The sequence below is a fragment of the Solilutibacter pythonis genome, assembly GCF_003697345.1.
In the GTDB taxonomy this organism is placed as follows: Bacteria; Pseudomonadota; Gammaproteobacteria; order Xanthomonadales; family Xanthomonadaceae; genus Solilutibacter; species Solilutibacter pythonis.
Genome location: NZ_RFLY01000015.1, coordinates 1 through 14608 on the forward strand (window position 1 = coordinate 1; position 14608 = coordinate 14608).

Genomic DNA, 14608 nt, shown 5'->3' on the forward strand with positions numbered 1-14608 from the left:
ACATTCACTACTACAACCACGACCGCATCATGCTGAAACTGAAAGGGCTGAGCCCGGTGCAATACCGAACCCAGCCCTTGGCAGCGTAAGCTATCAACCGACCGTCCAATATTTGGGGGGCAGTTCAGAAAGGCGCCGTTTCCGTGTCCGCGAGGTGTTTATTGCTCGCTGTCGGCCAGCGCGTTCGCGGCATGGCCGACGATGTTCGGATCGGGCCGGCCGATCACTCTCTCGTCCTTGTCCGGGTACGGCAGGGTGCTGAGGAAATAGCGCATGCAGTTGAGCCTCGCGCGTTTCTTGTCGTCCGACTTGATGACGATCCACGGCGCATCGGCGGTGTCGGTGTGGAAGAACATCGCTTCCTTGGCCTCGGTGTAGTCCGGCCATTTGTCCAGCGATTTCAGGTCGATCGGCGAAAGTTTCCAGTGCTTGAGTGGATCGTTGCGACGTGAGTTGAAGCGGCGTAATTGCTCTTCGCGGCTGACCGAGAACCAGAACTTGTACAGGCGAATGCCGCTCCGCGCCAGCATGCGTTCGAATTCCGGCGCTTCGCGCAGGAACTCCAGGTATTCCGACGGCGAGCAGAAGCCCATGACCTTCTCGACGCCGGCGCGGTTGTACCAGCTGCGGTCGAAGAACAGGATCTCGCCATAGGTGGGCAGGTGGCTGATGTAACGCTGGAAATACCACTGGCCACGTTCTTGTTCGTTGGGTTTTTCCAGCGCCACCACGCGCGCGCCGCGTGGGTTGAGGTGTTCCATGAAGCGCTTGATGGTGCCGCCCTTGCCGGCGGCGTCGCGGCCTTCGAACAGCAGCACGATGCGCTGCCCGGTTTCTTTGACCCAGCTCTGCACCTTCAGCAGCTCGATCTGCAAGCGCTTCTTTTCCGCCTCGTAATCCTTGCGGCGCATGCGGGTGCGGTAGGGGTAGCCGACGGGCAGCGGTGCCGAGAGGCTTTCCTCGGCGGTGATTGGCATGGCCTCCATGAGTCCGGCCGATTCGTGCGAGATGCCCAGCTCTTCCGGTGACGCGCCCAGGGGCGGCGGTAGCGGCTCCGGGTTCGCGGACATGCGCGCGCGGGCCTCGGCCTGGGCGATGGCGGAAGCGGCTTCGTCGGGCGCGACCATTTCCGGCGTCTTGCGGGGACGGCGGCGTGGCGGACTCTTGGCCGTGGCGGGGGTCTGTCGGGTACGGCGGGGGGGCGGGGTGCGTTTTTCGCTCATGCGATGGCTCCTTGGTCAATGGCGCAAGCCTGCCACGATACAGCGGCGGGCTTATTGACGAAGCTCAATCCGCACCTTGCCGGAAGGGGCGGATAGCGCGGCAGCGCAGCGATGCGACGAGGCGGGGGCGGCCGGGCTGGGTGGCGCGTGCCGCCGCCGGGTGTCCGGCGGCGAACGCCCGCGATGGTGGTGCTGAAATGGGGGCGCTCAGTCGAGCGGTGTGCCGTCCGGGGCGTGGTCGATCATCCATAGCCCGGCCCAGAGCTTGAGGTCCAGCTCGTAGCCTTCACGATGTTTTTGCATGAGCCAGGCCGGGGCCGTGGCGCGGGGCACCGCGTGGACGGTGATGCCCTCGTCGCCCACGCCGCCGCCTTCGCCGACCTTGCGCAGGCCGGTGGCGCGAACGAAGGCGATACGTTCGTTGGTCAGGCCCGAGGAAGTGGGGCCGGAGAGCAGCGCTTCCACCTGGTCGGGCGCCCAGCCGGTTTCCTCGATCAACTCGCGGCGGGCGGCGGCTTCCAGGGTGTCGTCGGCGTGGTCGTCGCCGACCAGCCCGGCCGGCATTTCGATGGTGCGCGCGCCGAGTGGTACTCGGTACTGCTCGACGAAGAGCACTTCGTCCTCCGGGGTAACGGCGATGACGATCACCGCCATGCCGCCGCCGCCGTGGCAGCGCTCGCAGTATTCCCATTTGCCGTGGCGGACCAGCCGCAGCCATTGGCCTTCGTGGAGGGTTTCGTGGGTGTCGTCCATGCGGTGGATGCTAATGGCTGGAGGATGACGGCGCGACCACGCCGGTCACGCCGCTTGCAGGCGGCGCCGCGTCAGCGGGCCGAAGCGGACGCGTTCGGCGAAATCGTCCAGACGCGCGGTGTCGTTGCCGGCGCGGGCGAACGGTGGGGCGTGCGGATCGAGCGGAGCATCGCAGGCGATGCGGGTCAGTTGCCGCCACAGCAGCGCGTGTTCGCGTTGCTCGCGCAGCCGGCGGGCGATCGCCGCCGCGCCGCGTAGGCGCAGGAAGGCGACTTCGTCGATCCGCGCCAGCAGTTCGTCCAGCCCGCCGAAGTGCGAGATCAGTGCGGCCGCGCTCTTCTGCCCGATACCGCTGACGCCTGGGATGTTGTCGATGGCGTCGCCGGCCAGCGCCAGGTAGTCGGCCATCTGGTGCGCGTGTACGCCGTGCCGCGCCTTCACGCCCGCCGCGCTCCAGCGCTGGCCGCGGGCGAAATCGAACTGCTCGTCGCCGTCTTCCAGCAATTGCGAGAGATCCTTGTCGGCGGAGACGATCACCCCGCGCAATCCCTGCGCGCGCGCGGCGGTCAGCGCGCTGCCGATGAGATCGTCGGCCTCGTATTCGCCATGCGCCAGGGTGGCGATGCCGAGCGCCTCGCACAGCGCCTTGCAATAGGCGAACTGGCGCTTGAGTTCCTCCGGCGCCGGTGGCCGGTTGGCCTTGTAGCCGGCGTACAGGCGGTTGCGGAAGCAGCCTTCTAGTGCTTCGTCGAAGGCGATGGCGATGTGCCTGGGGCGTTCGCGTTCCAGCAGTTCCAGCAGGAATCGGGCGAAGCCCTGCACCGCGTTGAGCGGCCAGCCATCGGCGTCGTGCCAATCGTCGGGCATCGAATGCCAGGCGCGGAACACGTACAGGGAGGCATCGACCAGATGCAGCGCCGGCCGTGCGCGGGCTTCGCTCATGGCTGCCAGTCGCGCAGCAGGGTTGCGGCGTCCGGCCGTTCGCGCTCGGGGGCGGGGGCCTTCGCCGTGCCGATGTGGATGAAGCCGGCGATGGCTTCGTCCCCGCTCAGGCCCAGGCGTCGCCGCGCGGCTTCGTCGTAGGCCGCCCAGCCGGTCAGCCATTGCGCGCCGAAGCCCATCGCCTGCGCCGCCTGCAACAGGGCGAAGCAGGCGCAGGAGGCGGTGGAAAAACGTTCACTGGCTGGAATTTTCTCATCGTGCCCTTGCTGGGCGATCACCACGACGATCAGCGGCGCGAAGCTGAAACGTTCGCGCTCCTTCTGGATCACGGCTTCGCTGGCGTCCGGCTCGCACGCGTGTTTCCGGGCGGCCAGCCATTCGCCCATCGCCGCGCGCGCCGCGCCGCTGATGCGCAGGAAACGGAACGGCACCCGTTTGCCGTGGTCGGGCACGCGGCAGGCGGCTTGCAGCATCCGGTGCAGTTGATCGGCGTCGGGGCCGGGTTCGGTGAGCAGGCGCGAAGGCACCGAGCGGCGGTCGTCCAGGCAGGCAAGGTTCATGGCGGATGTCGAGGCGGCCACGGGCAAGTGGCGATGCGAACGGGGGGATTTAGGATAGCCGCAAGCTTAGGCCGGATTCGCGTTGCGCGTGGATCGCCCTGGTGAATGGGGTTGGCCCGCGCCACCGGAGGAGCCGTAGGTATCGGCCCGGGAAGTGGGCGTTTTGGATGGTGCGTCGACACGCGGCGGGCCGCCGGCCGCGAATCCCAGCGTTTCTACGCATGTATCGAGATTGCCGGTCGTGGCCATGCGGGCGCAGATAGGTCTTCTCAGCCGCGTTCCTACACATGCGCGAGGTTGCCGGGCCGGAGGGCGAAAAGGCGCGGGTTGCCATGGCCGCCGGTACCGAATGCGGGAAGTCGTGGCCGCTGGATGCCGCCGCGATGGCGTCGCTGGCGGGTGGTTCGGCGCAGTGGGGATGGGGTTGCCTGGGGGAGGGGCCGGGAAGGGATATCGGCAGTACTTTTTGTTAGTGATAATTGATATCATTTCGATTCAATTCGATGGGGTATGGATTCCCCTATTCATCTCATCAAATCCATTCATCACAGAAAGTAGACGATGTTCAGCCAAATTCGTTCTAGCCGGGCCTCGGCCCGTTCGGCCCTATGTATGGCGATTTCCCTGGCCCTGGCGGCCCCATCCGTGGCATTCGCCGGTGGCGGGGCGCAACCGGACCACGACAATGATGGCGAAGCGAGGATGCTCGACCGGGTCATCGTCAATGCCTATCGGACCACCACGCATACCCAGGGCGCGACCAAGACCGACACGCCCGTGGCCGAGACGGCGCAATCGATATCGGTCATCGCCCGCGAGGAGCTGGACGCGCGTGGCGTGCAGACGCTGAACGAGGCGATGCGCTACGTGGCCGGCGTGACCCTGGAAAGCACCGGGATCGACAACCGCGTCGATGATTTCAGCATCCGTGGTTTCGATGCGGGCAGCTGGGGCAACAACGTCACCCTCGATGGCATGCGCGCGCCGCAGGGCGCCCAGTTCAACCGTACCATGTTCGACAACTGGAACCTGGAGCGGGTCGAAGTGCTGAAAGGCCCGTCGGCGGTCATGTATGGCCAGGTGGCGCCTGGCGGCATGGTCAACCAGGTCAGCAAGACGCCCGAGCCTGACCAGCGCCAGGTGCTGCGCCTAGGCCTGGATGGACATGGCCAGTACCAGGCGGCGTTCGATGTCGGTGGCGGCAACGCCGACAACCGTCACCTGTTCCGCTTGGTGGGGCTGTATCGTGATGGCCGCACCCAGATCGACGAGACCCGCCAGCGGCGTTGGTTCATCGCGCCGAGCTATACCTTGCAGATCGCCAGGAAGACCCGCCTGACGCTGCTTGGCATGCACCAGCGCGACGAAGGTGGCGCCACCTACCAGTTCCTGCCGATGCACGGCACGCTGATCCCCACCCGGTACGGGCGGATGAAGAACACCACGTTCATCGGCGAGCCGAACTGGAACGTGTATGACCGCACGGTCTGGACGGCCGGCTGGCTGTTCGAACACGCCTTCAACGAGAACTGGACGCTCAGCCAGAGCGTGCGCCATACCCGCACCGACAGTCTCTACCGCACCGTGGTGACCAAGGGGCCGCTCAATACCGATGGCCGCACCCAGGAGCGCCGTGCCATTTGGGCGACGGGCGATTCCACGGGCCAGACCGTGGACACGCGCATCCAGGGCCGGTTCCGCACCGGCGCGCTGACCCATGTGCTGCTGCTCGGGGCGGACTGGCAGAAAGCGGACTGGAACGGCATCCGCGCGGCCATGGAAGATCCCGCGTCGATCGACATCTTCGCCCCGGTGCATGGCGGTTATGTCCCGGTGACCCGGAGCGAGCGCCTGAGCCGGGGCCTGAACCGCCAGACCGGGCTTTATCTGCAAGACCAGATATCGCTGGGCAACTGGCGCTTCACCCTGGGCGGCCGCCACGACCGCACCGATGACCTGAGCGCATCCGCCAGACGCGGCGCGGCCGGCGGCCAGGTTTCGTCATGGAGCGAAACCCGGCCGAGTCACAGCGCTTTCAGCAAGAACGCGGGCCTGCTCTATGCCGGAGAGAGCGGCTGGTCGCCGTACCTCAGCTACTCCGAATCGTTCCAGCCCTCCACGGTGGGCATCGAGATGAGCTACGACCGCACCCCGTTCTCGCCGATCACCGGCCGGCAGGTCGAGGGCGGCGTGAAGTTCCAACCAGCCCGGTTCGATGGACTCATCACCCTGTCGGCCTACGATCTGCGCCAGCAGAACATCCTCACCAACGATCCCGATCCGACCCACGGCAACATCTGCGGCAGCAATGGCAACGTGACTTGCCGGATACAGAGCGGCGAGGGGCGGGTGCGTGGCATCGAGCTGGAGGCGCGCGTCACGCCGCTCGATGGCCTGAGCATCATCGGCGCCGCCGCCCGCATGAAATCGGAAGTCACCCGGGACAGTGCCGGCTACCAGGGCAAACAATTGGCCGGCGTGCCCGACTGGACCGCGGCGCTGTGGGCCGACTACACCTTCCACGAGGGCGCGCTGAACGGTCTTAGCATCGCCGCCGGCGCCCGCTACAACGGGCAAATATACGGCGATAGCGCCAATCTCCATGCGATTCCCGCGTATCTGTTGTGGGATGGCGCGTTGCGTTACGACCTGGGACACAACGGTTCGTTCGCCAGCCAGTTGGCGTTGAACGTGAGCAATCTCACCGACAAGGTATATGTATCGACCTGCGGCGGCTTCACTTCCTGCCATTACGGTACCGGCCGCACGGTGTCGGCTTCGCTGCGTTTGGTGTGGTGATCCGGTGCGCTTGCTGACCGGCTGGCTGCTGGCCTGTCTCTGCCTGTTCCCGATGGCGCGGGCGGAGGCGCAGCCGGACGTTTCCCGGCGCACCGGCATCACCGTGGCCGATACCGGCGCGAAGGGTTATCGCTTCGAATCGCTGAAACTGGCGTCGGCCGATGGCGCGCGCCGCTACCGCTTGCGCATCGCCGTGCCCGAGCGCGCGATACCGGGTGGTCATCCGCTGGTTTGGCTGCTGGATGGCAACGCGGCATTGATGGAAACCGATGCCGCCCTGCTCGAGCGCCTGGCCCATGCGCCCCGTCCGCCGGTGATCGTCTACGTGGCTTACGACAATGATTTGCGCATCGATGCCGACGCTCGCGCCTTCGATTACACCCCGCGCCGTGCCGGCGCGGCGGGCGTCCAGCGCGATGTCGTGGCGCACCGCCTGAACGGCGGGGCCGACGATTTCCTGGCATTGCTGCGTGGCCGGGCGCTGCCGGAAATCGCCCGGCTCGCGCCACTCGACCTTCATCGGCAGGCGCTATGGGGACATTCCTACGGCGGGGTTTTCGTATTGCACGTTCTTTTCACCAGGCCGGAGGCGTTCGCCCGTTATGCGGCGGTCGATCCCTCGCTCTGGTGGGGCGAGGGCCATCTGTTGAAGCCCGACCATACCCAGCGCCAGTGGCCGCGGCCCCCGCCACGGGTGGATCTGTGGGTGGGCCAGGGCGGAACGCGCCGGGCGAACGCGTCACCGTCCGTCCGTGATACGGCGGTGGTCCAGGCCCTGCGCCAGGCACGCCGTCAGGCGCCCCCGGATGCCGCCCGGCAACTGGCCCAGCGCCTGCGCGAAGCCGGTCTGCCGGTGGCCTGGCGCGTGCTGCCCGGTCTCGACCACGGCGCCACGCTGGGCGCCAGCCTGCCGGTGTTCCTGAGCGAGGTGGCGGAATCGTCCGCATCGGACGACCAGGCGCGGCGGCAATGACGGTTTCGATGGAGTCGATGCTGGCCGTGTTGGCGGGTGGGCTGGGGCTCGTTGGCGCCTGGTGGGGGTATCTGGCCTCGCCGCGACAACAGTGGCGGAGCGGCGGCCCGTGGCCGGCGCGGTATCGCGGGTGGCCGGCGGCGGTCTGTCTCCTAGCGTCGCTGTTCATCCTGCTCGATCTGATGGGTGCCGCCGCCGCGTTCTTCACCTGGCTCACCGGGGTGATGCTGGTGTGGTCGCTGGCGCCTTTCGCGGGCGCGTGGCGGGCCGCTGGCGGGCGGAGCGAGGAGGCGCGATGAGTGCCGTGAAATCCGCCAAGGCCGCCAGGCCGCGCTTGCAGAGCGCCCATTGGTTTGGCAAGACCTGCGCCGGCGTAGTGCTGGGGCTGGTGATCGCGGTGGCCGCCAGCGGCTTGTTCGCCTGGTTCGGCCCCGGCGGCATCGCGCCCGATGGCGGCAAGAACCAGTTCAACATGTGGCTGGTCGCGCCGGTCTGGGCGGGGGTGATCTCGGGGGTGTTCCTGTTCCGCGATAGCCTGCGCGCCTGGGCGTGGCTGGGGGCGGTTGCCGCGGCGCTGTCGGCGGCGTTGCTGCTGCGCGTCGTCACGGGGGGGCAATGAAAGTCCGCGGCGATATCGTCAAGGTCTACAAGGATGTCCATATCTGGGTGGGCATCCTGTCGGGGCTGATGTTGTTCGTGGCCTTCTATGCCGGCGCGATCACCATGTTCGAAAAGCCGCTGGAGCGCTGGGCCACGCCGCCTTCCGCTCTGCCGCCGCCACCGCCGCTGGGCGATACGCAGGCGTTGATCGACGCGGTAATGGCGAAGCACCCGGAAGCCGCCGACGAGTTCCGGGTCATCGTGGAAACGACGGCGGACGAACCCGCGCGGCTGGTCTGGCGCGTGCGCGGGGAGAACCGTGGCGATTATCAGGACTACCGGGCCGGCTTCGCCCCGGATGGCCGGTTGCGGGTCGAAGCCGCGCGCCGGGCGGCGGCGGCGCAGACGGTGGATACGCTGCACCAGGAGGTTGGCTTGCCGTTCCCGGCCATCGTCAATACGCAGATCATGGGCATCGTGGCGCTGATGTACGCGGTGGCGCTGGTCTCGGGCGTCATCGTCCTGCTGCCCACGCTGGCCAAGGATTTCTTCGCGCTGCGGGTGGGCGGGAACATCAAGCGCATGTGGCTGGATGCGCACAACGCGCTCGGCATCGTCAGCCTGCCCTTCCACCTCATCATCGCCCTGACCAGCGTGATATTCGCCTTCCACACGCCGATCTACGCGGTACAGGACAAATTGGTCTATCCCGGGGGGCTGCAATGGCCGCACGAAGCGCCGGCGTCGCCGGCCGGGGCGAAGATCCTGCCGCCGCAGGCGCTGCTGGAAAAGGCCAACGCCCAGCTCCCCGGCTTCAGCGTGGAGAGTTTCGTCTTTCGCCGCAACCGCGAAGGGGTGGTCGAAGGCACCGTGACCGGGCGGGACATCCGCTATGGCACCCGCGCGCGCACCTATTCCGCGACCCACTTCGACCCTTACACCGGGGTGGTCGATCCGCACGACCTGCCGGGCCGCATGGCGCCTTACGACAGCGCCGTCAATACGTTCTTCATGCTGCATTTCGGCAGCTTTGGCGGCAATGCCGTGCGTTGGATGTATTTCCTGCTGGGGCTGGCCGGGGCGATGGTGTTCTATACCGGCAACCTGCTGTGGATCGAATCGCGGCGCAAGAAGCAACGCGGCACCGAACGCCCGGTGCAAAAGCGCAATACCCGCGTTCTGGGAGCGCTGACGGTGGGCGTGAGCCTGGGCTGCGTGTCGGGCGTCTCCGCCACGCTTGCCGCCGCCAAGTGGTTGCCCGCGCGCGTGGAAAACCTGGCGGCTTGGCACGAAGGCGTTTATTTCACGGTGTTCGCGTGCGCGCTGGCTTGGGCGTTTCTACGCGGGGCCGCGCGCGCCGCGCCGGAATTGCTGCGCTTCTCCGCGGTGCTGACGCTCGGTATTCCGTTGTCGAGTCTGGCTGGCGTATGGGGCATCGGCGGGACGTGGAACCATCCGGGCTGGCTGGCGGCCGTCGATCTCACCGCATTGGCGGCCGTGCCGGCGCTGCTGTGGATCGCCCGGAAATCCGCCAGGCGGGCCGGCCAGGGCGCGCCCGATAGCATTTGGTCGGCGCGCGCGCCGCAGCTTTCCGGTTAGGATGCGGGCAACTCACGTAATCCTGGGGCGGCGATGGCGGTTCGGATCGGAGTGGCGAAGGAAACCGCGGCGGGCGAACGCCGGGTCGCGTTGACGCCGGAAACCTGCGGCAAGCTGGTCAAGGCCGGGGCGGAGGTGACGATCGAGCGCGGCCTGGGCGCCGGCGCGCACTTTCCCGATGCCGCCTACGAGGCGAGCGGGGCGAAGCTCGCCGACGATGCCGGCGCCGCATTGGCCGACGCCGACCTGGTGTTTTGCGTGCAGCCGCCCGATGCCGCGCGCATCGCCTGGATGAAGCACGGCGCGACGCTGGTTGGCGGCGCGCGGCCGGAGGCCGATCCGGCGCGCGCCGAGGCGTTCGTCCAGCGCGGCGTCGTGGTGTTCCCGCTGGAGCGGCTGCCGCGCACCACCCGCGCCCAGGCGATGGACGTGCTGAGTTCGCAGGCCGGCATGGCTGGTTACAAGGCCACCCTGATCGCCGCCGAGCTGGCGCCGCGCTTCTTCCCGATGCTGACCACCGCGGCCGGCACCATCCGGCCTTCGAAAGTGCTGATCGTCGGCGCGGGCGTCGCCGGCTTGCAGGCCATCGCCACGGCCAAACGGCTGGGCGCGCAGGTGGAGGGCTTCGACGTGCGCCCGGAAACCCGCGAGCAGATCGAATCGCTGGGCGGCCGTTTCCTCGACCTCGGGGTTAGCGCGGCGGGCGAGGGCGGCTATGCGCGCGCGCTTACCGAGAACGAGCGCGCCGAGCAGCGCCGCCGCCTTGGCGAGCATTTGAGGAATGTCGATGTCGTGGTTTGTACCGCCGCCGTGCCGGGCCGCCCGGCGCCCAGGATTCTCACCGCGGAGATGGTGGAAACGATGCGGCCGGGCAGCGTGATTGTCGACCTGGCGGCGGAAACCGGCGGCAACTGCGAACTCACCGTGCCCGGGCAGACCATTGAGACCGCCGGTGGCGTGACCGTTGCCGGGCCGCTCGACCTGGCATCGATGGGTGCTCTGCATGCCAGCGAGATGTACGCGCGCAACGTGTTCAACTTCGCCAGCCTGCTGCTGGGCGAGGGCGCGCTGAAGTTCGACTGGAACGACGAACTGCTGGCGAAGACCGTGTGGCCGCCGCGCGGGGAAGCCGTCGCCGGTTGACCGGGCGGGTGCTTCGGGCTGCCCGCCGCGCGGCTGGCGTTCGGCGTGCTTCCCGGATGTCGTGCGCGCCTGCCGCTGGGCGAGGGCGCGCTGAAGTTCGACTGGAACGACGAACTGCTGGCGAAGACCGTGTGGCCGCCGTCGCGCGGCGGCGATGCCGTGACGGACTCAGGGTTGGTGCGGCGGGGCGTCGGGCCGCTCGGCGTGGTCGCGATGCGGCGCGTGTTCGCGCACCCAACTCTGGCGTTGTTCGGGACTCATCGCCGCCCATTCGCGGCGCAGGGCTTCGCGCTGCTCGGCGTTCATGGTGCGCATGGCGTGGAACAGTACCAGGGTCTGACGGCGCGCGGCGCGCGGCATGTCGCGGGTCTTTTCGTACAGCACCCGCATCTGTTTCTGCTGCTCGGGCGTCAGGCGGTCGAAATGGTCGTGGCCGCGTCGGGCGCGGGCGCGCTCCTCTGGCGGCATGTCGCGCCAACGTTGGGCGTGGGCAAGCATGCGTTGGCGTTGTCTGGCGTCGGCATGGTTCCAGCGTTCGCGCAGCGGTTGCAGCAGCAGTTCGCGCTGGGCGGGGCTGAGTCGTTCCCAGTCGCCGGCCGGCGGCGGTGCGTCGGGGGGGGGCTGGGCGGGTGCGGTGAATGCCAGGGCGAGGAGCAGTGGGGACAGCAGGGAGGGCGGCAGGCGGGTCTTGGTGATCATGGTTCATTCCATCGCCAGGCCGCGGACTTCGTCCGAGCCTAGCCAGGCGTAGAAATCAGGGTTGCGGCCGAGCAGGTCGTCCTCGGCGGTGGGCGTGGCCGGGGCCGCAGTGAGATCGCTCGCCAGCGCGGCGGGATTGGACGCCGGGTCGCCGTGGCGCAGGTTGGGCGCGATCACCAGCCCCGCGGCCAGCGCCAGTCCGGCGAGGGCGACGCCGGCCGGCCATCGGTGGCGCGCGGTCGGCGCCAGTGGCTGTGCGGCCCGGATCGCCGTGGCGGGTTGCAGGTGATGCCGGGTGCGGCCATCGAGATGGTTCGCGGCTTCGCGCCAGCGCTGGCGCATCGTTTGGTCGAAATCGTGTTCTTGCGGGGTCATCGCCAGTCTTCCAGTTGCGATTGCAGCGCGGCGCGCGCGCGCGATAGATGTGTTTTCACCGAGCCTTCGCTGCAACCCATGATCGAGGCGGTCTGGGCCACGTCGAACTCCTCCAGCACGCGCAGGGTGAAGGCTTCGCGCTGGCGCGCCGGCAGCGTGCGCATCGCCTGGCGCATCCGCGCCCAGGCTTCGCGGCCGTCGTGGCTGCGCGAGGGGTCGGGGCCGGCGTCCTCGGTCCAGTCCACCACGTCGCCGTGGTCGGTGGTGGACGAACTCAGCCAGCCGAAGCGGAAACGCCGCCGCCGTTGGGCGTCGATGATGCGCGTGCGCAGGATGCGCCAGAACAGCGGCGGCCATTCCGCGGCCGGGCGGTCGCGGTAGCCGAGCATCTTCAGCATCGCCTCCTGCACGGTGTCCAGCGCGTCCTCGCGGTGGCGCAAGCCGGCTTCCGCGAAACGGAACGCGCGCGGCCCCACCTCGGCCAGAAACGCATCCAGCGTCTGCCCGGCCATCGGCGGCGGCATCGGTATCGGTATCGTGGCGTTCAAGCACGGCTCCGGGCCGGCATCGGGGCACATCGGTCGGGTTTCATGTACGGGGGCTCGCAGGAACAACGCGCTACCGGCCGGTCGGTTGACCTTGCCCGGTGGTGTTCAGTCGTGGTTATGATGCGAAAAACCGCGAGGGCAGGCGATGAACGACGGATTCGTGGCACTGTACATCTTCATGCTGGCGGCGATCGCCGGCCACGTGATCATCTCGCGGGTGCCGGTGATCCTGCACACGCCGCTGATGTCCGGCTCCAACTTCATCCACGGCATCGTGCTGATCGGCGCGATGGTGGTGCTGGGCCATGCCGATACCACGGCTGAAAAGGTCATCGGCTTCGTCGCCGTGCTGCTCGGCGCGGGCAATGCCGCCGGCGGCTATGTGGTGACCGAGCGGATGCTGGAGATGTTCAAGGCCAGCAACAAACCGGGAGGCAAGGCGTGAGCGGCGGGGTTCCGCAAGCGCAAGCGCATCGCTCGGTGCGCGATTTCTTTCAATGGCTGAGTTGCGTGCGATACCCGGCGCTGTCGGTGGCGCTGGGGTATGCCTCCGAGTCGGTGCCGGTGTTGAGGGCGGGCAAGGCAGGTGGCGTGGACACGATCTACGACGACTGGAACTACGCCTTGCCGTATGCCGGCGTGCCCTCGTTGCAGGACCCGGCGAAAACGCAGAACACCCTGTCCCACCGGGTTTGGGGGGACCCGCGCAAGGGGCGCTGGATGCTGGCATCGATGGCTTTCCATGCCTTGGGCGCGATGGCGCTGGGGTTGTTGGGTGCGTACCGCTCCGAGACCACGGTGATGAACCAGCGCTCGCTGGGCCTGGTTGCGTTCGGTCCCGGCATGGTTGGCCTGCTCGAGACTGCCGTCGAGATGTGCGAACACCACCGGATCGACCGTCGACATTCGGCAACGGGAGTCATGGAATGAACATGCTGCTGCTGGTCAAACTGAGCTATTTCATTGCCGCCACGTTGTTTCTGCTCGGCCTGCAACGGATGAGCACGCCGAAGACCGCGCGCAGCGGCATCCAGTGGGCGGGCGCGGGCATGTTGCTGGCGACCCTGGCCACCTTCTTTCTGCCGGGCTTGCAGAACATCGCGCTGATGATCGTGGCCATCGTGATCGGCGTGGCGTTGAACTGGGTCTGGGGCAGGAAAGTCGCCATCACCGACATGCCGCAGATGGTGGCGCTGTTCAACGGCATGGGCGGCGGCTCGGCGGCGGCGATCGGCGCGGTGGAGCTGGTCAGGGCCTCGGGCGGCGGGGCTGGGCATGGGCGTTTCGCGCTGGGGTTGGCGGTGCTGGGCGCGCTGATCGGCGCGGTTTCACTGACCGGCAGCGTCGTGGCCTGGGCCAAGCTCGATGGCCGCATGGACAAGCGCTACACCTTCGCCGGCCAGCAGTATTTCAACGCCTGCGTGGCGATTCTGACGGTGCTGGCCGGGGCGGTGGCGTCGTACACGATGCAGATGCCGTGGGTCGTGGCTTTCTTCGTCTCCGCGCTGGCGCTGGGCGTGTTGATGACGCTGCCCATCGGCGGCGCCGACATGCCGGTGGTGATTTCACTCTACAACGCCTTCACCGGCCTGGCGGTGGCGTTCGAGGGCTACGTGCTGGGCAACGAGGCGTTGATCATCGCCGGCACCATGGTCGGCGCGGCCGGCCTGCTGCTGACCCGGTTGATGGCGAAAGCGATGAACCGTTCGATCAAGAACGTGCTGTTCTCCAATTTCGGCGGCGCCGGCGGGGACGCGCAGGCGATCGGCGGTTCGATGAAACCCATCGAGGCCAGCGACGTCGCCGCGCTGATGGCCTATGCCGAGCGGGTGGTGATCGTGCCGGGCTACGGCATGGCGGTGGCGCAGGCGCAGCACAAGATATGGGAGCTGACCCAGCGCTTGCAGGCGCGCGGGGTGAAGGTGAAATTCGCCATCCACCCGGTGGCCGGGCGCATGCCGGGGCACATGAACGTTTTGCTGGCCGAGGCCGGGGTGCCTTACGACCTGATTGCCGACATGGACGACATCAACCCCGAATTCGCCAACACCGACGTCTCGCTGGTGATCGGCGCCAACGACGTGGTGAATCCGGTGGCGAAGACCGACCCGGGCTCGCCGATCTACGGCATGCCGATCCTCGATGTGGTGAATTCGAAGAACACCATTGTCATCAAGCGCGGCAAGGGCACCGGATTCGCCGGCATCGAGAATGCGCTGTTCTACGCCGACAACACCCGCATGCTGTACGGCGATGGCGCCGAGATGGCGAATGTGCTGGTCGGCGAGCTGAAGATGCTGGACGGCGGCGGGCATTGAGCCGCCGGTGGCGCATCCGCCACGAAAAACGCGGGCCGCTCTTTCGGCCCGCGCGTGGTGGCGGGTGATGTGGCGC

General features: G+C 67.8%; 16 protein-coding genes and 1 pseudogene. 10 read left to right on the forward strand and 7 right to left on the reverse strand.

Annotation, left to right across the window (positions count from 1 at the left end; all coding sequences use genetic code 11):
- Positions 1 to 89: IS3 family transposase (locus EBB59_RS10170; protein WP_147455472.1), on the forward strand; the 89-nt coding region annotated here is incomplete at its 5' end.
- Between the two features lie 69 nt (positions 90 to 158).
- On the opposite strand, the gene ppk2 is transcribed toward EBB59_RS10170, so the two are convergent.
- The 4 genes from ppk2 to EBB59_RS10190 all read right to left on the reverse strand — a co-directional run bounded on the left by ppk2 (position 159) and on the right by EBB59_RS10190 (position 3478).
- Positions 159 to 1223, reverse strand: coding sequence for a polyphosphate kinase 2 (gene ppk2 / locus EBB59_RS10175; RefSeq protein ID WP_122102051.1), 1065 nt, complete (start codon positions 1221 to 1223; stop codon positions 159 to 161).
- A 207-nt stretch (positions 1224 to 1430) separates the two neighbouring features.
- On the reverse strand, positions 1431 to 1985 hold the full coding sequence (locus tag EBB59_RS10180; RefSeq protein WP_425451828.1) for an NUDIX hydrolase: 555 nt from the start codon (positions 1983 to 1985) through the stop codon (positions 1431 to 1433).
- Positions 1986 to 2021: 36 nt separating this feature from the next.
- Positions 2022 to 2918: a 5'-3' exonuclease gene (locus EBB59_RS10185; protein ID WP_122102053.1), complete on the reverse strand. Its 897-nt coding sequence runs from the start codon at positions 2916 to 2918 to the stop codon at positions 2022 to 2024.
- Positions 2915 to 3478 carry a nitroreductase family protein gene (locus EBB59_RS10190; RefSeq protein ID WP_122102054.1) on the reverse strand — a complete coding sequence of 188 codons (564 nt, stop codon included), beginning with the start codon at positions 3476 to 3478 and terminating at the stop codon, positions 2915 to 2917. The genes EBB59_RS10185 and EBB59_RS10190 overlap by 4 nt, the downstream gene beginning before the upstream one ends.
- A 612-nt stretch (positions 3479 to 4090) precedes the next feature.
- Here EBB59_RS10190 and EBB59_RS10195 point away from each other — a divergent pair.
- Genes EBB59_RS10195 through EBB59_RS10220 form a run of 6 tightly spaced genes read left to right on the forward strand, consistent with a single transcriptional unit; the run spans position 4091 to position 10592 of the window.
- Positions 4091 to 6277, forward strand: a complete 2187-nt coding sequence (locus EBB59_RS10195; protein ID WP_122102055.1) for a TonB-dependent siderophore receptor — start codon at positions 4091 to 4093, stop codon at positions 6275 to 6277.
- A gap of 4 nt (positions 6278 to 6281) precedes the next feature.
- Positions 6282 to 7250, forward strand: a complete 969-nt coding sequence (locus EBB59_RS10200; RefSeq protein WP_158601776.1) for an alpha/beta hydrolase — start codon at positions 6282 to 6284, stop codon at positions 7248 to 7250.
- Entirely contained in the window at positions 7247 to 7549 is a 303-nt protein-coding gene (locus EBB59_RS10205; protein ID WP_122102057.1) for a hypothetical protein, read from the forward strand. The genes EBB59_RS10200 and EBB59_RS10205 overlap by 4 nt, the downstream gene beginning before the upstream one ends.
- The gene (locus tag EBB59_RS10210) at positions 7546 to 7869 is read left to right on the forward strand and encodes a hypothetical protein (protein ID WP_122102133.1); all 324 of its coding nucleotides are present in this window, start codon (positions 7546 to 7548) and stop codon (positions 7867 to 7869) included. The genes EBB59_RS10205 and EBB59_RS10210 overlap by 4 nt, the downstream gene beginning before the upstream one ends.
- On the forward strand, positions 7866 to 9449 hold the full coding sequence (locus tag EBB59_RS10215; RefSeq protein ID WP_122102058.1) for a PepSY-associated TM helix domain-containing protein: 1584 nt from the start codon (positions 7866 to 7868) through the stop codon (positions 9447 to 9449). Before EBB59_RS10210 ends, EBB59_RS10215 begins: the two co-directional genes overlap by 4 nt.
- Positions 9450 to 9482: 33 nt before the next feature.
- A complete protein-coding gene (locus EBB59_RS10220) occupies positions 9483 to 10592 on the forward strand; it encodes an NAD(P) transhydrogenase subunit alpha (protein ID WP_122102059.1) in 1110 nt (369 codons plus the stop codon).
- A gap of 168 nt (positions 10593 to 10760) precedes the next feature.
- Here EBB59_RS10220 and EBB59_RS10225 read toward each other — a convergent pair whose 3' ends face one another.
- From EBB59_RS10225 to EBB59_RS10235, 3 genes are read right to left on the reverse strand one after another with little or no spacing between them, the layout of a single operon-like run.
- Complete coding sequence (locus EBB59_RS10225) at positions 10761 to 11291, reverse strand: DUF3106 domain-containing protein (RefSeq protein WP_122102060.1); 531 nt, start codon at positions 11289 to 11291, stop codon at positions 10761 to 10763.
- 3 nt (positions 11292 to 11294) lie between these two features.
- The gene (locus tag EBB59_RS10230; RefSeq protein WP_122102061.1) at positions 11295 to 11666 is read right to left on the reverse strand and encodes a hypothetical protein; all 372 of its coding nucleotides are present in this window, start codon (positions 11664 to 11666) and stop codon (positions 11295 to 11297) included.
- On the reverse strand, positions 11663 to 12190 hold the full coding sequence (locus EBB59_RS10235; protein ID WP_245979234.1) for an RNA polymerase sigma factor: 528 nt from the start codon (positions 12188 to 12190) through the stop codon (positions 11663 to 11665). The genes EBB59_RS10230 and EBB59_RS10235 overlap by 4 nt, the downstream gene beginning before the upstream one ends.
- A 169-nt stretch (positions 12191 to 12359) precedes the next feature.
- Between EBB59_RS10235 and EBB59_RS10240 the strand changes: the two genes are divergently transcribed.
- The 3 genes and pseudogenes from EBB59_RS10240 to EBB59_RS10250 form a co-directional block, all read left to right on the forward strand.
- Positions 12360 to 12659 (forward strand): NAD(P) transhydrogenase subunit alpha part 2, encoded by a 300-nt coding sequence (locus EBB59_RS10240; protein ID WP_122102063.1) that lies wholly within the window; start codon positions 12360 to 12362, stop codon positions 12657 to 12659.
- The gene (locus EBB59_RS10245) at positions 12656 to 13144 is read left to right on the forward strand and encodes a hypothetical protein (protein ID WP_122102064.1); all 489 of its coding nucleotides are present in this window, start codon (positions 12656 to 12658) and stop codon (positions 13142 to 13144) included. The genes EBB59_RS10240 and EBB59_RS10245 overlap by 4 nt, the downstream gene beginning before the upstream one ends.
- An 8-nt stretch (positions 13145 to 13152) precedes the next feature.
- Positions 13153 to 14532, forward strand: a pseudogene (locus EBB59_RS10250) (NAD(P)(+) transhydrogenase (Re/Si-specific) subunit beta); the annotation flags it as partial.
- Positions 14533 to 14608 lie beyond the last annotated feature (76 nt).